Raw genomic sequence first — 19,062 nt, forward strand, 5'->3', positions numbered from 1 at the left:
ACAACGGAACCGCCATGACGCTCACCCGAACCATCGGCAAAACCGCTGCATGGATCGTCGGTATCGTCGCACTGATCATCGTCGCTGCCGGCGTCTTCATTGTCACGTTCGACTGGAACCGCGCGAAACCGTGGGTCAACGAACATGTGAGCACCGCGCTTGGCCGTCCGTTTGCGATCAACGGCGACCTCAGGGTCGACTGGCGCCGCCCGCAGAGCGAAACAGGCTGGCGCGCATGGGTGCCCTGGCCTCGCATCTCGGCCACCCGGCTGGAGATCGGGAACCCCGACTGGGCGAAGGGCCCCAAGTTCGTCACGCTCGACGCCGCGCACTTCGATCTCGCGATTCTTCCGCTCCTCACCCACCAGATCGTCATTCCGTCGATCGACGTCGTCAACCCGGCCGTCGACCTCGAACGGCTCGCCGACGGTCGTAACACGTGGACCTTCCAGTTCAAGCAGTCGGGCCAACCGAAGACATGGAAAGTACGGCTCGACAGCTTCGCGTTCGCGAAGGGGACCGTCGTTTATCGAGACGCAATCACCAAGGCCGATCTGACGATCGGGATCGATACGCTCGGCCAGCCGGTTCCGCTCGGTGACGTGCTCAAGGAGCAGGAACAGAAGTCGCGTGCGGCATCGGCGCAGCGTGTCGGCAAGCGCGGCGCCGCGCAACTCGCGGCGAAGGCGAACGCGGAAGCCGCGTCCGGTGCGTCAGCGGCGCAAGGTGCGAGCGAAGTGCCTGCGGCCGCGTCGGCGGGCGCGTCCGCCGCTGCGCCCGTTGCCGCGGCTTCGTCCGCATCGGCGAGTGCGGCTGCCGCCGGCGCGAGCGGCGCATCGGGCGCCGCCGCGCGTGTGCAGCCGGCCGGCCCGATTTACGCGTTCGGCCTGAAGGTCGATGGCCGCTACAAGAACGTGCCGATCACCGGCACCGGCAAGGTGGGCGGTGTGCTGGCGATCGAGAATGCGACGCAGCCGTTCCCGCTGCAGGCCGACGTGAAGGCCGGCGACACGCGGCTCGCGATCGTCGGCACGCTGACCGATCCGATGCACCTGGCGGCGATCGACCTGCGGCTGTGGCTGCAGGGCACGTCGATGTCGCGTCTGTACCAGCTCACCGGCATCACGCTGCCCGACACGCCGCCGTACGCGACCGAGGGGCGCCTGATCGGCCAGATCAAGCAGAAGGCGAGCACGTTCCGCTACGAGAACTTCCACGGTCGCGTGGGCGGCAGCGATCTCGCGGGCACGCTGACGTGGGCGCAGCGCGAGCCGCGGCCGAAGCTGTCGGGCGAACTCGTGTCGAACCTGCTGCAGTTCTCCGACCTCGCGCCGGTGATCGGCGCCGATTCAGCCGCGAGCAAGGCCAAGCGCGGCGACACGACGCGCCAGCCGCCGGACCGCGTGTTGCCGGTCGCGGCGTTCCGCACCGAGCGCTGGAGCGGGATCGACGCGGACGTGAAGTTCACCGGGCGCAAGCTGATCAAGAGCCCGCAACTGCCGATCACGAACCTGTACACGCACATCCTGCTGCAGGACGGCGTGCTGACGCTCGAGCCGCTGCAGTTCGGCGTCGCGGGCGGCACGCTTGCGACGAATGCGCATCTCGACGGCAGCCGCACGCCGCTGAAGGGACGCTTCACGCTGACCGCGCGCCACCTGAAACTCAAGCAGCTGTTCCCGACGCAGAAGGTGATGCAGACTGCGCTCGGCGAGATCAACGGCGACGCATCGCTGTCGGCGACCGGCAATTCGCCGGCCGCGCTCGCGGCCACGTCGACCGGCGAAGTGAAGGCGCTCGTCACGGACGGCCGCATCAGCCTCCTGCTGATGGAGGCGGCGGGCCTGAACGTCGCGAACGTCGTCTACGAAAAGCTGTTCGGCACCCGCGACGTGAACATCAATTGCGCGGCGATCGATTTCGTCGCGAACGACGGGCTGCTCCAGCCGAAGGTCTTCGCGCTCGATACGGACGATGCGCTGATCAACGTGGACGGCCCGATCAACCTGCGCGACGAATCGCTCGACCTGAAGATCCATCCGCACACGAAGGGCTTCCGGATCTTTTCGCTGCGCTCGCCGCTTTACGCGAAGGGCACGTTCAAGAATCCGAAGGTTGGCGTCGAGGCGGGCGCGCTCGCGCTGCGTGCCGGCGCGATGGTCGGGCTCGGGCTGATCAACCCGTTCGCGGCGCTGATCCCGTTGATCGCGCCGAGCAACAACCGCGACGTCCCGTGTTCGCAGCTGTTCGGGCAGATGAACGCGAAGGCCGCGCAGAAGGGGGCGGCGAAGGCCGGCAAGTGACGCGCGACGGCGGATCGGGATCCGGAACGACACACGCACCGGCGGCGTCTGTCGCGATGCCGGCGGCGCCGCAGCCCCGGTAGCGGCCGCGACGGCGCGCTCGTGGTTCCGCTGTCCGACCGCCGCGCTTCAGCGGCGCGCGCGCGCCCAGACGAGCACCGCGTCGACCTGCCGGCCGTTGACGACCACGGGCTTGGCCGTGCCGAGCTGCAGGCGATTGCCTTCGACGCTGACGACCCGCTGCTGGACGTTGCCGATCCAGTTTGGAAACAGGCTCACGTCCATCTCGTGCGTCAGCGTCCCGTTGTCGTCAACGTTGAAAGGGCCTGAATACGCAACATAGCCGCGCGCGGCGGCGGCGCGTTCGTCGCGGCTGCCGCCGTGCAGATCGCCGTCGGCATAGGGCGGCCGGCCGGCTGCCATCAACTGCGCGGACATATAGCCGTCCGGCGTGTAGAGAATCCAGCCGCGTACGTCGCGGCCGAGCGGGTAGGTGATGGTGCCGCCGTCGCGCGGGCGGACTTCATAGGACACGAGGCGCCATGCGCCGACGAGTTGGTCGCGAAGCTGGCTGGCGGGCATGCGGGTTTCCGGTATGACGGCGACGACGCGCGCGCCGTCGTGTTGACGGGGGTGAGCGGCGGCGCGCGACACGTGCGCGAGGCCGCCGCGGCGGTGCGGTCGGCAGTTTCTCCGACACCTGCTAAAATACACGGTTTTCCGTCGATTTCTCTCTTACGGGACCTGCCGTGCTTTCTACTGCCAACATCACGATGCAATTCGGGCCGAAGCCCTTGTTCGAGAATATCTCGGTCAAATTCGGCGAGGGCAACCGCTATGGTCTGATCGGCGCGAACGGCTGTGGCAAGTCGACCTTCATGAAGATCCTCGGCGGCGACCTCGAGCCGAGCGCCGGCAACGTCGCGCTGGAGCCGAACGTGCGTCTGGGCAAGCTGCGCCAGGACCAGTTTGCGTATGAAGACGTGCGCGTGCTCGACGTCGTGATGATGGGCCACACCGAAATGTGGGCCGCGATGACCGAGCGCGACGCGATCTACGCGAACCCGGAAGCCACCGACGACGACTACATGCACGCGGCCGAGCTGGAAGGCAAGTTCGCCGAATACGGCGGCTACGACGCCGAGGCGCGCGCGGGCGCGCTGCTGCTCGGCATCGGCATCGAGGAGAAGTTCCACAACGGCACGATGGCCGACGTCGCGCCGGGCTGGAAGCTGCGCGTGCTGCTCGCGCAGGCGCTGTTCTCGAAGCCGGACGTGCTGCTGCTCGACGAACCGACCAACAACCTCGACATCAACTCGATCCGTTGGCTCGAGCACACGCTCAACGAGTACAACTCGACGATGATCATCATCTCGCACGATCGTCACTTCCTGAACTCGGTGTGCACGCATATGGCCGACATGGACTACGGCACGCTGAAGGTCTGGCCGGGCAACTACGACGACTACATGCTCGCATCGGCGCAGGCGCGTGAGCGTCAGGCGGCGGCGAACGCGCGCGCGAAGGAACGCGTGGCGGAGCTGCAGGACTTCGTGCGCCGCTTCTCGGCGAACAAGTCGAAGGCGCGCCAGGCAACGAGCCGCGCGAAGCAGATCGACAAGATCAAGATCGAGGAATTCAAGCCGTCGTCGCGGCAGAACCCGTTCATCCGCTTCGAGTTCGACAAGAAGCTGCACAACGTTGCGGTGGTCGCCGAAGAAATCACGAAGAAGTACGAGCGTACGATCTTCCAGAACTTCAATCTGTCGGTGCAGCCGGGCGAGCGCATCGCGATCATCGGCGAGAACGGCGCGGGCAAGACGACGCTGCTGCGTTCGCTGCTCGGCAACCTGCCGCTCGATCACGGCACGGTGAAGTGGGCCGAGAACGCGAACGTCGGCTACATGCCGCAGGACACGTACGAGGAGTTCCCGGACGACATTACGCTGATGGACTGGATCGACCAGTACCGCAAGGAAGGCGACGACGAAACGATGGTGCGCGGCACGCTGGGCCGCCTGCTGTTCTCGTCGGACGACATCAAGAAGTCGGTGAAGGTGCTGTCGGGCGGCGAGAAGGGCCGCATGATCTGGGGCAAGCTGATGCTCGGCCGCCACAACGTGCTGCTGATGGACGAGCCGACCAACCACATGGACATGGAGTCGATCGAATCGCTGCAGATCGCGCTCGAGCAGTTCGAAGGCACGCTGATTTTCGTGTCGCACGACCGCGAATTCGTGAGCGGCCTCGCGAACCGGATCATCGAAGTGCGCACGGACGGCACGCTGTTCGACTTCGGCGGGAATTACGAGGATTTCCTCGCGAGCCAGGGGCAGGAATAATCGCCCGGGCGGCCACGCCCGCTCCAACGTGACGGAAGCCCGCCGGGTGCAAGCCTGGCGGGCTTTTTCGCATTCGCGCACCGTGTTCGTCGGCCATCGTGGCCGGATCCTTGCGCGTCCACCGCGCGATGCCCGCCGCGTCACGCGTGCGCGGCGGCCGTCATGCGTGCCCGATTCAGCATGCGGAATCGGGAACCGCGGTGTCCTGCATCGCTCGCGCACGCGCGATCAACGCGAAAAGTCCGTCACGACCGTCACGCCTGCGCCTTCGAACCGGTTCATGTTCATCAGCGCGTCGATCGACTCGCCGAGCCGGATCTCCTTGCCGATCAACCGGCTCGGCGCGAGTTTGCCGGCATGCACCATATCCAGCATCGCGTCGTAACGATGCGCCTGCATCCCGTGGCTGCCGAGTATCTCCAGTTCGTGCGCGATGACCTTGCTCATCGGCACGGCAGGGGCCGCATGCTCGCCGAGCATCAGCCCGACCTGCACGTGCTTGCCGCGGCGGCGCAGATTGCTGATCGAGTTGAAACAGGTGTCCGGATGGCCGAGCGCATCGAGCGACACATGTGCGCCCCCGCGCGTGATCTCCTTCACCGCCTCGACAACGTCCGCGACTTGCGACGCATTGACGGTCGCCGCCGCGCCGACCGAGCGCGCCAGCGCGAGCGCTCGGTCCGAGATGTCGATCGCGACCACGTTCGCGCCGATCGCATTCGCGATCATGATCGCCGACAGACCCACGCCGCCGCAGCCGTGCACGGCGACCCATTGGCCGGCCGACGTGCGGCCCTGGTCGACCACCGCGCGAAACGACGTCACGAACCGGCATCCGAGGCTCGCCGCGGTCGGGAAATCGAGCGCATCGGGCAGCCGTACGAGATTCAGGTCCGCATGATGGATGCCCACGTATTCTGCGAACGAACCCCAGTGCGTGAAGCCGGGCTGAAACTGTTGCTCGCATACCTGCTGGTTGCCCGAGTGGCATTCCGGGCAGTGGCCGCACCCGGCGACGAACGGCACCGTCACGCGGTCGCCCGCCTTCCAGCGCGTGACCGACTTACCGGCCGCGACGACGACGCCTGCCAGTTCATGGCCCGGCACATGCGGCAGCACGATGTCCGGGTCGTGCCCCATCCAGCCGTGCCAGTCGCTACGGCACACGCCCGTTGCTTTGACCTCGATCACGACGCCGTCGGGCGCGGGCGCGGGATCGTCGACGTTCATCAGCCGCGGCGCCGCGCCGAACGCTTCATAGACAATTGCTTTCACTCTCTCCTCCGTATTGGAATGACTGTTTCAATATAGCCGCGAACAGGCGGATTTTTCCTTCGTTTTTCGATTGAGAAACGGGTGTTCCTGAGATAGCCTTGCCGCTGGCACGCGTTCGCCGCAAGGAGCTTTCATCATGGAACAATTGGATCGAATCGACCGCGGGATGCTGGACATGCTGCAGCAGGACGGGCGCGTATCGAACACGCGGCTCGCCGAAGCGTTCTCGCTCAGCGAGTCATCCTGCTGGCGCCGGCTCCGACGGCTCGAGGAAGCCGGTTTGATCGCCGGCTATCACGCGCGGCTCGACCGCCGGAAGCTGGGGTTCGGCGTCATGGCGTTCGTGCAGATCGTCTGTACGCAGCACGGCGAGGAAGTGACGGCGGAATTCGAGCGCCTGATCGAGGCGAGTCCGAACGTGCTCGCGTGCGACAACACGACCGGCGAAGCGGATTTTCTGCTGCAAGTCGTGGCCGCCGATCTCGACGACTACAGCCATTTCGTCGAAAAGGTGCTGCGCAAACTGCCGGGCGTGTTGAGCATTCGCTCGAACCTGTCGCTGCGCCAGTTGAAGTCGACGCAGCGGTTGCCGATCGCGTGACGGCGCGCCGCGGCGCTCGCACCGGCGCTCAGTCGGCCAGCCGCTTGTCGGCGAGCGCCTTGCAGCAGTCTTCGTACACCCATTGCACGAGTTTCGCGCGGTAGTCGAGGTCGTCGGTATCGACGATTTCCTCGACTGCGTCGCGCGCCCATGATGCGTCGACGAAGTCTGCGTGTCGCTTCGCGATGTCCTGCGCAAGGGCGGCCAGCTTCGCGATCGCGAGCCAGTCCGCGTGCCGGTGATGGCGGTCCAGCCAGCGGTGCGCGGCCTGCACCTGGAACGCTGCATCGGGCCAGCATTCGTTCAGGTAATACGCGCCGAGATTGCCGCAGGTAAGCCAGCACAGCAGTTCCAGGCGATCTTGCGAGCCGAGGTTGGGGGATGCGTCGGTCATGGCAGCGCTCACGAAAGCATCGATTCCGGGTGGCGCGGCGTGCAGCGGCCGGCGCCGATATTAAAAACATAGCACGATGCGGGCCACGTGGCGCGCCGGCGTGGCGCGGATGCCGAAAGCGCGCAGAAACCGCCGCCGGGAGCCAGTGCGCCCACGCTCGTGCAGCGTTCGCACGGGAGCTCGCGCTGCGCGAAGGTGTTGCCGCCGGGGCGCGCGACACTCGTTAGAATGGCTGTTTTCCGGGAGACAGGAAGCGATGAAAATCTACGATCAGTTCTACATCGACGGCGCATGGCGCAAACCGGACGGAGCGGGGAAGATCGACGTGATCGATTCGGCCACCGAGGCCGTGATCGGGCGGATTCCCGAAGGCGTCGCGTCGGACGCGCAGCACGCTGTCCGTGCGGCGCGTGCCGCATTCGATGGATGGGCCGCAACACCGGCCGCGACGCGCGCCGGCTACTTGCGCAAAATCGTCGAGCGCCTGCAGACGCGCAGCGAGGAACTCGCGCAGTCGATCACCGGCGAAGTCGGGATGCCGATCAAGCTGTCTCGCGCGATCCAGGTCGGCGGCCCGATCTACAACTGGAACGCATATGCGAAGCTCGCCGAATCGTTCGAATTCGAGGCGAAGGTCGGCAACTCGCTGGTAGTGCGCGAGCCGGTCGGGGTCGTCGCGGCGATCACGCCGTGGAACTACCCGCTCAACCAGATCACGCTGAAAGTCGCGCCGGCGCTTGCGGCCGGCTGCACGGTGGTGCTGAAGCCGTCCGAAGTCGCGCCGCTCAACGCATTCATGCTCGCGGAGGCGATTCACGAAGCCGGCCTGCCGCCGGGCGTGTTCAACCTCGTGTGCGGGTACGGCCCTGTCGTCGGCGAGGCGCTGGCTACCGACCCGGACGTCGACATGGTCTCGTTCACCGGCTCGACGCGCGCGGGCAAGCGCGTGGCCGAACTCGCTGCGGCGGGTGTGAAGCGCGTCGCGCTCGAACTGGGCGGCAAGTCGGCGTCGGTGATTCTCGACGATGCCGATTTTGCGGCGGCTGTGAAGGGTACGGTCAACGCGTGCTACCTGAACGCGGGGCAGACGTGCTCCGCGCATACGCGCATGCTGGTGCCCGAAGCGCGCTACGAAGAGGCGCGCGCGCTTGCGAAGGCGGCGGCCGAAGCGTACGTCGCGGGTGATCCGCGGCTCGAAACGACGCGCCTCGGCGCGCTCGCATCGGCCGCCCAGCAGCAGCGCGTGCACGCCTACATCCAGCGCGGGATCGACGACGGCGCGGAGCTTGTGACGGGCGGCACCGGTCTGCCGGAAGGGCTCGACAAGGGTTTCTTCGTGAAGCCGACGGTGTTCGGGCGCGTCGATCCGAGATCGACGATCGCACAGGAAGAAATCTTCGGGCCGGTGCTGTCGATCATCACGTATCGCGATGAAGAAGAAGCGGTGCGGATCGCGAACGATTCGCCGTACGGGCTCGGCGGCGCGGTGTGGGCGGGCAGTGACGAACGCGCAATGCGTGTCGCGCGGCGCATCCGCACGGGGCAGGTCGACATCAACGGCGGCACGTGGAACGCAGCCGCGCCGTTCGGCGGCTACAAGCAGTCGGGGCACGGCCGCGAGAACGGCGTGTACGGGCTCGAAGAGTATCTCGAGTACAAGTCGATGCAGCTGAAACACGGGCATCCGGCCTGACCGTCGCCAGATTGCCCAGGCCCCGCAACGGCACGCTCGCGTGCCGTTTTTTTATTGACGGCCGTCAAGGTGCGCGCCGGTGGATCGTCGATCATCGCGGTTCCGATTTCCGATGTTTCGACGAGGCTCCAGATGACCGCACGCACTTCCTTCCCGCCGCTCACGATCCGCGGCCGCACGTTGCTGCCCGTAGTGCAGGGCGGCATGGGCGTGGGGATCTCCGCGCACCGTCTCGCGGGCAGCGTCGCACGCGAAGGTGCGCTCGGCACGATCGCGAGCATCGACCTGCGTCATCACCATGCGGACCTGCTCGCGCGCTGCCGCGCGAACCCCGACCGCGCGACGCTCGAGGCCGCGAACCTCGACGCACTCGCCCGGGAGATCCGTCTCGCGAAGACGTACAGCGAAGGCCGCGGGATGATCGCGGTCAATGTGATGAAGGCGGTGAGCGCGCATGCGGACTACGTGCGCGTCGCATGCGACGAGGGCGCCGACGCGATCGTGATGGGCGCCGGCCTGCCGCTCGATCTGCCCGACCTCACGCAGGGCCGCGACATCGCGCTGATTCCGATCCTGTCGGACAGCCGCGGGATCGCGCTGGTGCTGAAGAAGTGGATGAAGAAGGGCCGGCTGCCCGATGCGATCGTGATCGAGCATCCGGCGCGTGCGGGCGGGCACCTCGGCGTCACGCAGATCGACGACATGAACGACGCACGCTTCGATTTCGCGCGGGTGCTCGACGAGACCGCGCAGGTGATGGCATCGCTCGGCATCGCGCGCGACACGATTCCGCTGATCGTCGCAGGCGGCATCAACAGTCACGACACGGTGCGCGCGGCGCTCGCGGCAGGCGCGAACGGCGTTCAAGTGGGCACGCCGTTCGCGGTGACGGAAGAGGGCGACGCGCACCCGAACTTCAAGCGCGTGCTGGCCGATGCGCAGCCCGAGGACATCGTCGAATTCGTCAGCGTGACGGGGCTGCCCGCGCGCGCGGTGAAGACGCCGTGGCTCGATCGTTACCTGCGCAACGAAACGCGCATTCGCGACAAGCTCGGTGCGTTCAAGCAGCGCTGCCCGACGGCCCTCGAATGCCTGAGCGTGTGCGGCCTGCGCGACGGCATCGAGAAGTTCGGCCACTTCTGCATCGACACGCGGCTCGCGGCCGCGTTGCGCGGCGACGTCGCGAACGGCCTGTTCTTTCGCGGCCGCGAAGCACTGCCGTTCGGCAACGCGATCCGCAGCGTGCGCGACCTGCTCGACCTGCTGCTGACGGGCCGTGCGGCGGAGCCTGCGACAAAGCGTCCGATGTTTACGCTGGCTTGATGAATATCAAGATGAGGCAAAGACCCTACGTAGAGAATGGAATCAATTCTTCAAGGGTCCGCATCATGCACAAAACCATTCGAACATGTGTCACCGCCGCCGCTGTCGCGGCCACCGTCGTAGCAATGCCGTCGCTGTCGTACGCGGCATCGCCGGGTGACGGGATCAACCAGGGCGACGTGCTGGTACGGCTGCGCGCGATCAGCATCCAGCCGAACGAGCGCGCGAGCGACACGCTCGGCGCGATCAACACCGGCGTGAACAACGCGATCGTGCCGGAGCTCGACTTCACGTACATGATCCGCGACTACCTGGGCGTGGAGCTGATTCTGGGCACGTCGCGTCACCAGATGACGTCGAGCCTCGGCAATCTCGGCGGCGTCGGCGTGCTGCCGCCGACGCTGCTGCTCCAGTACCACTTCAATCATGCGGGCAAGGTGCGTCCGTACGTCGGCGCAGGCCTGAACTACACGTACTTCTACAACAACGGGCTCAACGTCGGCGGGGAGGGCGTGTCGATCAACAAGAGCAGCTTCGGTCCGGCACTGCAGTTCGGCGTCGACGTGCAGCTCACGAAGAAGGTGTTCATGAACGTCGACGTGAAGAAGATCTGGATGAGCACCGACGCGACGCTCGGCGACAAGGGCATCGGCACGCTGCACATCGATCCGCTGATCGTCGGCGTGGGCGTCGGGATGAAGTTCTAGACGCAGCGCGCGCGCACGGGAACAGAGTTGGGGTTGGCGGCATGGCAGTTGGCATGCCGCTCTTTTTTTTTGTGCGCGGAATTACAGCTTGTCGTACTGGAAACGCATCGCGGTGCCGTCGCGCGTGATGCGCTCCCAGATCGCGCGTTTTTCGTCGTCGCTCAGGAACACCCAGTTCGATACCTCGGCGGCGGTGCGGCCGCAGCCCTTGCAGACTTCGTCGAAGAGGGTGGAACAGACGCCGATGCAGGGGCTGTCGGGCAGGTCATGGAGATTGGATGCCATCGGAAGGGGCGCGCCGTGAAATCGTCAGGGCGTCATTTTAATGCATCGGCCGACGCGGCCCGGTCGCGCGGGCGGCGGCCGGTTTCGGCGCCGCTTTGTTTTCCTGATGGACAGCCGCCGATTACCCGATAGAATTCCCCGGAACGCCCCGCTGCGCGGGCCGCACGACCGGCCGGCAGCGGGAATCTGTTCCGTTTGCGCGACACGGTCATGATTTTTTTGTGACGGAGCGCGAATGATGGTAGCGTTCGGGGTTTTCGAGGGGCGGCGCGCCAGAACGCGCCGCCATGACGAGGCAGACGGCAGCCGGACACACGGTCCGGCCGGAGGGAGAACGGGATGAAGGCAAAGGTAGTGGGCCGGTTCGCAGCGCTTGCGCTGTGCGTGGGTGCATCGGCGGCGGCGGCGAAGGATACGCAACTCAATATCTATAACTGGTCGGACTACATTGCGAAGGACACGATCCCGAACTTCGAGAAGCAGACGGGCGTCAAGGTCCGCTACGACAACTACGACAGCGACGACACGCTGCAGGCGAAGCTGCTGACGGGCAGCTCGGGCTACGACATCGTCGTGCCGACCAGCAATTACGCGGGCAAGCAGATCGCTGCCGGCATCTTCACGCCGCTCGACAAGTCGAAGCTGCCGAACCTCAAGTACCTCGATCCGCAACTGATGGCGCTCGTCGCCGGCGCCGACCCGGGCAACAAGTACGCGGTGCCCTGGGCATACGGCACGACGGGTCTCGCCTACAACCTGACGAAGGCGCAGCAGGCGCTCGGCAAGGTGCCGCTCGATAACTGGGACATCCTGTTCAAGCCGGAAAACCTGTCGAAGCTGAAGAGCTGCGGCGTGTCGGTGCTCGACGCGCCGGACCAGATGTTCGCGGCCGCGCTGCACTACATCGGCAAGGATCCGATGAGCACGAACCCGGCCGACTACAAGGCCGCGATGGACGTGCTGAAGAAGATCCGCCCGTACATCACGCAATTCAACTCGTCGGGCTACATCAACGACCTGGTCGGCGGCGACGTCTGCTTCGCATACGGCTGGTCGGGCGACGTCGTGATCGCGAAGCATCGCGCGGCCGAAGCGAAGAAGCCGTACAAGATCGAGTACTACATCCCGAAGGGCGGCGCGCCGGTCTGGTTCGACGTGATGGCGATCCCGAAGGATGCGAAGAACAAGGAAGCCGCGCTGCAGTGGATCAACTACATCGAGGATCCGAAGGTGCACGCGGCGATCACGAATGCGGTGTATTACCCGAGTGCGAACGCCGAGGCGCGCAAGTACGTACGCCCGGATGTCGCGAACGACCCGGCCGTCTACCCGCCGGCCGACGTCGTGAAGACGCTGTTCCTGCTCAAGCCGCTGCCGCCCGAAATCCAGCGTCTGCAGACGCGTCTGTGGACCGAGCTCAAATCGGGCCGCTGACCCGAGCCGCAGTGAGCCAGCAGTCATGAAGCCCCTGGTGCCCCCGGGGGCTTTGTTCGTCAAACGCAGGAGAGAAGCAGCACATCATGAATAGCCAGTCGGGCGCGCCGGTCGCGGGCGTGCCGTCCTTCGTTCCTTCGACCGGCGCCGCCGCGCGCGCCGAGAACTTTGTCCAGATCGTCGACGTCGTCAAGAAATTCGGCGAGACCGAAGTGGTCCGCAACGTGAACCTGACGGTGCGCCAGGGCGAGCTGTTCGCGCTGCTCGGCAGCTCGGGGTCCGGCAAGTCGACGTTGTTGCGGATGCTCGCCGGCCTCGAGACGGTCACGTCCGGAAAGATCCTGATCGACGGCGAGGACCTCGCGCAGATGCCGCCGTACAAGCGGCCCGTGAACATGATGTTCCAGTCGTATGCGCTTTTTCCGCACATGTCGGTCGAAGCGAACGTCGCGTACGGGCTGAAGCAGGAAGGCACGCCGAAGGCCGAGCTGAAGGAGCGCGTGGCCGCCGCGCTCGAGCTCGTGCAGATGAGCAAGTACGCGAAGCGCAAGCCGCATCAGCTGTCGGGCGGCCAGCAGCAGCGCGTCGCGCTCGCGCGTTCGCTCGTCAAGCGCCCGAAAGTGCTGCTGCTCGACGAGCCGATGTCGGCGCTCGACAAGCAGATCCGTCAGCGCACGCAGATCGAACTCGTCAACATCCTGAAGAAGGTCGGCGTGACCTGCATCATGGTCACGCACGATCAGGAAGAGGCGATGACGATGGCGAACCGGCTCGCGGTGATGAGCGAAGGCCAGATCGTGCAGATCGGCTCGCCGAGCGAAGTCTACGAGTATCCGAACAGCCGCTTCTCGGCCGAGTTCATCGGCTCGACGAACCTGTTCGACGGCGTCACCGTCGAGGACGAACCCGACCACGTGTACATCGAATCGCCGGAGTTGCCGAGCCGGTTGTACGTGAGCCACGGGATCACGGGGCCGCTCGGGATGCCGGTCACGGTGTCGGTGCGCCCCGAGCGGATCGCGCTCACGCGCAAGCCGCCCGAAGGCGCATTCAACTGGGCGCGCGGGCGCATCACGAACGTCGCGTACATGGGCGGCTATTCGCTGTATCACGTGAAGCTCGACGCGGGCAAGACGGTGATCGCGAACGTGTCGAGCCTTGCGATCACCGAGCTCGATACGCCGGCGCTCGGCGACGAGATCTACGTGCGCTGGAGCGCGACCGCAGGCGTGGTGCTGACGTCATGAGCGCGCTCAAGTCCTTCTTCGCATGGCCGGTGCGACGCTTCAACCTGACGGGCGCGACGGCGGTCGTCGCGGGGCCGTACACGTGGCTCGTGCTGTTCTTCCTCGTGCCGTTCGTGCTGGTCGTGAAGATCAGCTTCGCGGAACTGCAGCTCGGCATCCCGCCGTATACGGAGCTCGCGTCGTACGCGGACGGCGTGGTGCACATCGCGCTGAACCTGTCGCACTACGCGTTCCTGCTCACCGACAGCCTGTATTTCGCGACCTACGTGAACTCGGTGGTGGTGGCCGCGATCACGACGCTGCTGTGTCTGCTGATCGGCTATCCGATGGCGTACTACATCGCGCGCTCGAATCCCGCGACGCGCAATCTGCTGATGATGGGCGTGATGCTGCCGTTCTGGACGTCGTTCCTGATCCGCGTGTACGCATGGATCGGGATCCTGAAGAACAACGGGCTGCTGAACAACTTCCTGATGTGGATCGGGCTCACGCATACGCCGATCGAGCTGTACCGCACGAACTACGCGGTCTACATCGGCATGGTGTATTCGTACCTGCCGTTTCTCGTGATGCCGCTGTACGCGCATCTCGTGAAGATGGACCTGCGCCTGCTCGAGGCCGCGTACGACCTCGGCGCGAAGCCGTGGAAGGCGTTCGTGCAGATCACGCTGCCGCTGTCGAAGAACGGGATCATCGCGGGCTGCCTGCTGGTGTTCATCCCGGCGGTCGGCGAGTACGTGATTCCGGAACTGCTCGGCGGTGCGAACACGCTGATGATCGGCCGCGTGATGTGGAATGAATTCTTCAACAACGCAGACTGGCCGATGGCGTCGGCCGTGACCTGTGCGATGGTGCTGCTGCTGCTCGTGCCGATGGCGATGTTCCAGCACTTCCAGGCGAAGGAGCAGGAGGGCCGCCGTCGATGAAGCCGAATCGCTACCTGCAGTTCGCGGCGCTGTTCGCCGGCTTCGCGTTCCTGTACATCCCGATCATCAGCCTGATCGTCTATTCGTTCAACGAGTCGAAGCTCGTCACCGTGTGGTCGGGCTTCTCGTTTCGCTGGTACGCGGCGCTCGCGCAGGACGACGAGCTGCTGACGGCCGCGTGGCTCTCGCTGAAGATCGGCGTGCTGACCGCGTTCGCGTCGGTGTTCATCGGCACGTGGGCCGGCTTCGTGCTCGCGCGGATGGGCCGTTTTCGCGGCTTCGCGCTGTTCAGCGGGATGATCAATGCGCCGCTCGTGATTCCCGAGGTGATCCAGGGCATTTCGCTGCTGCTGCTGTTCATCGAGCTCGCGAAGTGGATCGGCTGGCCCGCCGAGCGCGGCGTGTTCACGATCTGGCTCGGCCACGTGATGCTGTGCATCTCGTACGTCGCGATCATCGTGCAGTCGCGCGTGCGCGAGCTGAACCCGTCGCTCGAGGAAGCCGCGCTCGATCTGGGCGCGACGCCGCTGAAGGTGTTCTTCACGATCACGCTGCCGCTGATTTCGCAGGCGTTGATTGCGGGCTGGCTGCTGTCGTTCACGCTGTCGATCGACGACCTCGTGCTGTCGGCGTTCCTGTCGGGCCCCGGCTCGACGACGCTGCCGCTCGTCGTGTTCTCGCGCGTGCGCCTTGGCCTGAATCCGGAGATGAACGCGCTCGCGACGCTGTTCATCATCGCGGTGACGGCCGGCGTCGTGATCGCGAACTTCGTGATGCTGCGCCAGGAGCGCAAGCGGTTGGCGGCGTTCGCGGCCTGACGGCCTGCGCGGCCCGCGCGGCCCGCGCGGCCCCGCGCCGCGTGCTGCCGACGCAACGAAAAACGCCCGGTGCCGACGACGAGTCGGGCCGGGCGTCTTGCTTTGCGAATCGGGCGCTCAATGCCGATTCATGCGCCGACCGCCGCTTTCGCGAGCAAGCCGAGCGCGACGCACACGAGCACGGCCGCGAAGCCGGCTTGCACGTGCCGCGCGGAAAGGCGTCGGGACGCATTGCGGCCGATCGCCATCCCGACCGCGGTCGCGACGGTGAACCACAGCATCATGTCGAGCGGCGCGCGCGTGCCCGACACGAGCGTCGCCAGCACGCCGCCGGTGCCGACGAGCGCGATCACCATCAGCGACGTCGCGACCACGCCGTGCATCGACACGTTCGTCAACTTGCGCAGCATCGGCACGATCACGAAGCCGCCGCCGACCCCGAGCAGCCCGGTCATCAGCCCCGTCACCGCGCCGGTCGACGCGAGCGCGAGCCCGACCGGCCATGACCACACGAGCCGGCCCGTTTCAGGATTCACGCGGCCGACGCACAGCGGCGACTCGTCCGCGTCGCCGGGCGCATGGCGCAGCGCCTGCCGCAGCAGGCGGCCCGCGACGACCAGCATCGTCAGCGCGAACAGCGCCAGCAGCACGCGTTGCGGCAGCACGTGCGCGAGTTTCACGCCAAGCGTCGTGAGCGGCACGCCAGCCGCTGCCATCAACAGCGCGGCGCGATAGCGCACGAGCCCGCGGCGAAAGCCTTCGAGTGCGCCGAGCGCCGCGCTGCCGGTGACGGCGACGAGCGCGACGGGCGTGGCTTGCTGCATCGGCCAGCCCATTCCGACGACGAGCGCGGGCACCGCGAGAATGCCGCCGCCCGCGCCGGTGAGGCCGAGCACGGCACCGACGAAACCGCCGAGTACAAGGGAAATCAGCATGGTGTCATCGGGTTACGCTCAACGTGCGATCGCGGGCTTCGCAAGCCATTCGCGGCCCTTGAGCATCGCTTTCCAGTAGAGCGGCGGCAACACGCGCTCCTTGAGCAGCCATGCGAGCCGCGAAGGGCGCTTGCCGTCGATCAGCCACGCGGGAAACGTGGGCGCGACCTTGCCGCCGTACAGGAATTCGGCAAGCACGATCTTGCCGCGCTCGACGGTGAGCGGGCACGAACCGTAGCCGTCGTACGCGGCGTCTCCGTGCGCGCGGCCCAGCGACGCGAGCACATTGTGCGCGACGACGGGCGCCTGCTTGCGCGCGGCCGCGGCCGTCTTCGCGTTGGTCGTGTTGGTGACGTCGCCGAGCGAGAAAATGTCTGCGAACCGCTTGTGCCGCAGCGTCGCCGGATCGACGTCGATCCAGCCGGCCGCGTCGGCGAGCGGGCTCGCGCGCACGAAGTCGGGCGCCTTCTGCGGCGGCACGACATGGATCATGTCGAACGCGCGCTCGACGGTCTCCGTGCCGCCGTCGGGCAACGCGCGCCGGAACGTCGCGCGCCGTGCGGGCCCGTCGATCGCGACGAGGTTGTGGCCGAACGACAGCGCGATGTCGTAGCGTTTTACGTACTCCATCAGCGCGGGCACGTAGTCGGCAACGCCGAACAGCGCGCCGCCCGCGTTCAGGAACTCGACGTTCGCGGCGCCGAGGCGGCCCGTGCGCCGCCAGTGATCGCACGACAGGTACATCGCCTTTTGCGGCGCGCCCGCGCATTTGATCGGCATCGGCGGCTGCGTGAACAGCGCGTCGCCGCCGCGGAACGCCTGCACCAGCTCCCACGTGTACGGTGCGAGATCGTAGCGATAGTTCGACGTGACGCCGTTGCGGCCGAGGGTTTCCGCGAGACCGTCGATCGCGTGCCAGTCGAGCTTGAGCCCCGGGCAGACGACGAGCTTGCGGTAGCCGATGCGCCGGCAGCCGTCGAGTACGACCGCGTGCATGTCGGGTTCGAAGCCGGCGACGGCCGCGCGGATCCATTTCACGCCGCGCGGCAGCAGGTCGGCGAGCCGGCGCGCCGTCGTGTCGGGCCGGAACACACCCGCGCCGACCATCGTCCAGCCCGGCTGGTAGTAGTGCGTATCGGCCGGGTCGATCACCGCGATATCGAGCGATGCGTCGCGCGCGAGCAGGCTCGACGCGACCGCGACGCCGGCCGCGCCCGCGCCGACAATCACGATGTCGTGCCGTGCGTCGACGGTCGGTGCGGCGGCGCGCGGCTCGTGCGCGGTACGTTGCGTGACGCTTCGTTCGAGACGCGGCGCGAGCGCGCCGAGGTCGTAGCCGGCCGCGGCCGCGATGGCGACGATGTCACCGGCCGCTCGGCGGCCAGCCTGCGACAGCGCCCACAGGGTCGCGGAACGCGTGCCGCTGCGGCAATACGCGAGCACCGGGCCGGCGAGCGTCGCGACCAGCGCGCCGAACTGCTCGGCCTGCTCGTCGGTCACCTTGCCGGTATCGACGGGCAGGTAATGGACGGCGATGCCAAGCGGCGCGGCGGCGGCGCGGATCTCGGCGACGGTCGGCTGGTCGGCGCCTTCGCCGTCGGGGCGGTTGCAGACGATCGTGCGGATGCCGGCCGCCTGCACGGCGGGCAGGTCGTCCGCGGCGATCTGGGGCGAGACCGACAGCAGGTCGGTCAGCGTGCGGATGTTCATGTCGGGGGCTCCGGGTGAGGGTGGCGGCTCAGATCGCGTCGAGCGGGATCTTCAGGTAGCGCACGCCGTTGTCTTCGGGCTCGGGCAGGTGCCCGGCGCGCATGTTGACCTGCACCGACGGCAGCATCAGCACGGGCATGTCGAGCGTCGCGTCGCGCGCGGTGCGCATCGCGACGAAATCGTCCTCGGTCACGCCGTCCTTCACGTGCACGTTCGCGCGGCGCTGCTCGGCCACGGTCGTCGCGAACTGCACATCGCGGCCGCCCGGCTGGTAGTCGTGGCACAGATACAGGCGCGTGTCGGGCGGCAGCGCGAGCACGCGCGCGATCGAGCGGTAAAGCGTGCGCGCGTCGCCGCCGGGGAAGTCGCAGCGGGCGGTGCCGTAGTCGGGCATGAACAGCGTGTCGCCGACGAACGCGGCACGCTGCGTCGCGTCGTCGACGCAGTAGGTCAGGCACGCTGGCGTGTGGCCGGGCGTGTGCAGCGCGCGGATCGTCAGCGCGCCGAGCGGGAGCGTGTCGCCGTCGTCGAGCAGGCGATCGAATTGGCGGCCGTCGTGCGCGAAGTCCGGCCCGGCATTGAACAGCGCGCCGAACACGTGCTGCACGCGGCGCACGTGCGAGCCGATCACGATCTGGCCGCCGACGTGCGCCTTCAGGTACGGCGCAGCCGACAGATGGTCGGCGTGCACGTGCGTTTCCAGCAGCCAGTGCACGGTCGCGCCGAGTTCCGCGACGCGGGCGATCAGCCGGTCGGCACTGGCGGTGCGCGTGCGGCCGGATTTCGGATCGTAGTCGAGCACGCTGTCGATGAGCGCGCATGCGCGGCTCGACGTGTCGAGCAGCAGATAACTGACGGTATGGGTTGCCGGGTCGAAAAAGCCTTCGACCGACATCATGGGGGCATGGCTCACGGAGGGTCCTCGCTCGGGTTCTGCATCTGCAATTGGCACTCCATTGATCAAGAAGCGTGCCAGTCGCGGCCGGCGCGCCGGTCGATATCGCAGACGCTTGATTTTGCGCGGATTTTCGAGGCGCTCGCGGCCGGGTGCGCGCACGGCCGGCTGGCT

The 19,062-nt window shown here is 66.7% G+C and carries 17 protein-coding genes; 10 read left to right on the forward strand and 7 right to left on the reverse strand.

What is annotated here, in order from left to right; translation table 11 throughout:
- Positions 1 to 14 precede the first annotated feature (14 nt).
- Positions 15 to 2,303, forward strand: a complete 2,289-nt coding sequence (locus KDW55_RS11795) for an AsmA family protein (RefSeq protein ID WP_212197963.1) — start codon at positions 15 to 17, stop codon at positions 2,301 to 2,303.
- A 129-nt stretch (positions 2,304 to 2,432) separates the two neighbouring features.
- Here the strand turns inward: KDW55_RS11795 and KDW55_RS11800 are convergent, their stop codons facing one another.
- Positions 2,433 to 2,885 carry a lipocalin-like domain-containing protein gene (locus KDW55_RS11800; protein ID WP_040144251.1) on the reverse strand — a complete coding sequence of 151 codons (453 nt, stop codon included), beginning with the start codon at positions 2,883 to 2,885 and terminating at the stop codon, positions 2,433 to 2,435.
- Positions 2,886 to 3,052: 167 nt separating this feature from the next.
- Between KDW55_RS11800 and KDW55_RS11805 the strand changes: the two genes are divergently transcribed.
- Positions 3,053 to 4,645, forward strand: coding sequence for an ABC-F family ATPase (locus tag KDW55_RS11805; protein ID WP_040144250.1), 1,593 nt, complete (start codon positions 3,053 to 3,055; stop codon positions 4,643 to 4,645).
- Positions 4,646 to 4,873: 228 nt separating this feature from the next.
- Here the strand turns inward: KDW55_RS11805 and KDW55_RS11810 are convergent, their stop codons facing one another.
- Positions 4,874 to 5,920 carry a zinc-dependent alcohol dehydrogenase family protein gene (locus KDW55_RS11810; protein WP_212197964.1) on the reverse strand — a complete coding sequence of 349 codons (1,047 nt, stop codon included), beginning with the start codon at positions 5,918 to 5,920 and terminating at the stop codon, positions 4,874 to 4,876.
- Between the two features lie 136 nt (positions 5,921 to 6,056).
- On the opposite strand from KDW55_RS11810, the gene KDW55_RS11815 reads away from it, so the two are divergent.
- A complete protein-coding gene (locus KDW55_RS11815; protein WP_212160612.1) occupies positions 6,057 to 6,521 on the forward strand; it encodes an Lrp/AsnC family transcriptional regulator in 465 nt (154 codons plus the stop codon).
- 28 nt (positions 6,522 to 6,549) lie between these two features.
- Here the strand turns inward: KDW55_RS11815 and KDW55_RS11820 are convergent, their stop codons facing one another.
- Positions 6,550 to 6,915 carry a hypothetical protein gene (locus KDW55_RS11820; protein WP_040144247.1) on the reverse strand — a complete coding sequence of 122 codons (366 nt, stop codon included), beginning with the start codon at positions 6,913 to 6,915 and terminating at the stop codon, positions 6,550 to 6,552.
- 256 nt (positions 6,916 to 7,171) lie between these two features.
- Between KDW55_RS11820 and KDW55_RS11825 the strand changes: the two genes are divergently transcribed.
- The 3 genes from KDW55_RS11825 (at position 7,172) to KDW55_RS11835 (ending at position 10,638) form a co-directional block, all read left to right on the forward strand.
- The gene (locus KDW55_RS11825; protein WP_212149847.1) at positions 7,172 to 8,608 is read left to right on the forward strand and encodes an aldehyde dehydrogenase family protein; all 1,437 of its coding nucleotides are present in this window, start codon (positions 7,172 to 7,174) and stop codon (positions 8,606 to 8,608) included.
- A 132-nt stretch (positions 8,609 to 8,740) separates the two neighbouring features.
- Positions 8,741 to 9,931, forward strand: coding sequence for a nitronate monooxygenase family protein (locus KDW55_RS11830; protein WP_069241964.1), 1,191 nt, complete (start codon positions 8,741 to 8,743; stop codon positions 9,929 to 9,931).
- A 65-nt stretch (positions 9,932 to 9,996) separates the two neighbouring features.
- A complete protein-coding gene (locus tag KDW55_RS11835) occupies positions 9,997 to 10,638 on the forward strand; it encodes an OmpW family outer membrane protein (protein WP_040144245.1) in 642 nt (213 codons plus the stop codon).
- An 81-nt stretch (positions 10,639 to 10,719) separates the two neighbouring features.
- Here KDW55_RS11835 and KDW55_RS11840 read toward each other — a convergent pair whose 3' ends face one another.
- On the reverse strand, positions 10,720 to 10,923 hold the full coding sequence (locus KDW55_RS11840; RefSeq protein WP_040144244.1) for a DUF1289 domain-containing protein: 204 nt from the start codon (positions 10,921 to 10,923) through the stop codon (positions 10,720 to 10,722).
- A 339-nt stretch (positions 10,924 to 11,262) separates the two neighbouring features.
- On the opposite strand from KDW55_RS11840, the gene KDW55_RS11845 reads away from it, so the two are divergent.
- From KDW55_RS11845 to KDW55_RS11860, 4 genes are all read left to right on the forward strand, one after another.
- Positions 11,263 to 12,357 (forward strand): polyamine ABC transporter substrate-binding protein, encoded by a 1,095-nt coding sequence (locus KDW55_RS11845; RefSeq protein WP_069241425.1) that lies wholly within the window; start codon positions 11,263 to 11,265, stop codon positions 12,355 to 12,357.
- Positions 12,358 to 12,443: 86 nt separating this feature from the next.
- Complete coding sequence (gene potA / locus KDW55_RS11850; RefSeq protein ID WP_040144242.1) at positions 12,444 to 13,604, forward strand: polyamine ABC transporter ATP-binding protein; 1,161 nt, start codon at positions 12,444 to 12,446, stop codon at positions 13,602 to 13,604.
- Positions 13,601 to 14,530 carry an ABC transporter permease subunit gene (locus KDW55_RS11855; RefSeq protein WP_040144241.1) on the forward strand — a complete coding sequence of 310 codons (930 nt, stop codon included), beginning with the start codon at positions 13,601 to 13,603 and terminating at the stop codon, positions 14,528 to 14,530. Before potA ends, KDW55_RS11855 begins: the two co-directional genes overlap by 4 nt.
- Positions 14,527 to 15,348: an ABC transporter permease subunit gene (locus KDW55_RS11860; RefSeq protein ID WP_040144240.1), complete on the forward strand. Its 822-nt coding sequence runs from the start codon at positions 14,527 to 14,529 to the stop codon at positions 15,346 to 15,348. The genes KDW55_RS11855 and KDW55_RS11860 overlap by 4 nt, the downstream gene beginning before the upstream one ends.
- Before the next feature lie 128 nt (positions 15,349 to 15,476).
- On the opposite strand, the gene KDW55_RS11865 is transcribed toward KDW55_RS11860, so the two are convergent.
- The 3 genes from KDW55_RS11865 to KDW55_RS11875 are packed head-to-tail and all read right to left on the reverse strand — an operon-like array spanning position 15,477 to position 18,906.
- Complete coding sequence (locus KDW55_RS11865; protein ID WP_212160614.1) at positions 15,477 to 16,283, reverse strand: sulfite exporter TauE/SafE family protein; 807 nt, start codon at positions 16,281 to 16,283, stop codon at positions 15,477 to 15,479.
- 18 nt (positions 16,284 to 16,301) lie between these two features.
- On the reverse strand, positions 16,302 to 17,993 hold the full coding sequence (locus KDW55_RS11870) for a bifunctional protein tyrosine phosphatase family protein/NAD(P)/FAD-dependent oxidoreductase (protein WP_212160615.1): 1,692 nt from the start codon (positions 17,991 to 17,993) through the stop codon (positions 16,302 to 16,304).
- Between the two features lie 28 nt (positions 17,994 to 18,021).
- Positions 18,022 to 18,906 (reverse strand): MBL fold metallo-hydrolase, encoded by an 885-nt coding sequence (locus tag KDW55_RS11875; protein WP_059544295.1) that lies wholly within the window; start codon positions 18,904 to 18,906, stop codon positions 18,022 to 18,024.
- Positions 18,907 to 19,062 lie beyond the last annotated feature (156 nt).

Origin of the sequence: Burkholderia sp. AU19243 (assembly GCF_018148075.1) — a bacterium.
Classification (GTDB): domain Bacteria; phylum Pseudomonadota; class Gammaproteobacteria; order Burkholderiales; family Burkholderiaceae; genus Burkholderia; species Burkholderia latens_A.

Bases quoted from the DNA above. Each gene is read 5' to 3' on its own strand.
- KDW55_RS11835 (WP_040144245.1), top strand. From the start codon at position 9,997: ATGCACAAAACCATTCGAACATGTGTCACCGCCGCCGCTGTCGCGGCC.
- potA (WP_040144242.1), top strand. From the start codon at position 12,444: ATGAATAGCCAGTCGGGCGCGCCGGTCGCGGGCGTGCCGTCCTTCGTT.
- KDW55_RS11845 (WP_069241425.1), top strand. From the start codon at position 11,263: ATGAAGGCAAAGGTAGTGGGCCGGTTCGCAGCGCTTGCGCTGTGCGTG.
- KDW55_RS11855 (WP_040144241.1), top strand. From the start codon at position 13,601: ATGAGCGCGCTCAAGTCCTTCTTCGCATGGCCGGTGCGACGCTTCAAC.
- KDW55_RS11870 (WP_212160615.1), bottom strand. From the start codon at position 17,993: ATGAACATCCGCACGCTGACCGACCTGCTGTCGGTCTCGCCCCAGATC.
- KDW55_RS11830 (WP_069241964.1), top strand. From the start codon at position 8,741: ATGACCGCACGCACTTCCTTCCCGCCGCTCACGATCCGCGGCCGCACG.
- KDW55_RS11820 (WP_040144247.1), bottom strand. From the start codon at position 6,915: ATGACCGACGCATCCCCCAACCTCGGCTCGCAAGATCGCCTGGAACTG.
- KDW55_RS11815 (WP_212160612.1), top strand. From the start codon at position 6,057: ATGGAACAATTGGATCGAATCGACCGCGGGATGCTGGACATGCTGCAG.
- KDW55_RS11860 (WP_040144240.1), top strand. From the start codon at position 14,527: ATGAAGCCGAATCGCTACCTGCAGTTCGCGGCGCTGTTCGCCGGCTTC.
- KDW55_RS11865 (WP_212160614.1), bottom strand. From the start codon at position 16,283: ATGCTGATTTCCCTTGTACTCGGCGGTTTCGTCGGTGCCGTGCTCGGC.
- KDW55_RS11800 (WP_040144251.1), bottom strand. From the start codon at position 2,885: ATGCCCGCCAGCCAGCTTCGCGACCAACTCGTCGGCGCATGGCGCCTC.
- KDW55_RS11825 (WP_212149847.1), top strand. From the start codon at position 7,172: ATGAAAATCTACGATCAGTTCTACATCGACGGCGCATGGCGCAAACCG.
- KDW55_RS11795 (WP_212197963.1), top strand. From the start codon at position 15: ATGACGCTCACCCGAACCATCGGCAAAACCGCTGCATGGATCGTCGGT.
- KDW55_RS11840 (WP_040144244.1), bottom strand. From the start codon at position 10,923: ATGGCATCCAATCTCCATGACCTGCCCGACAGCCCCTGCATCGGCGTC.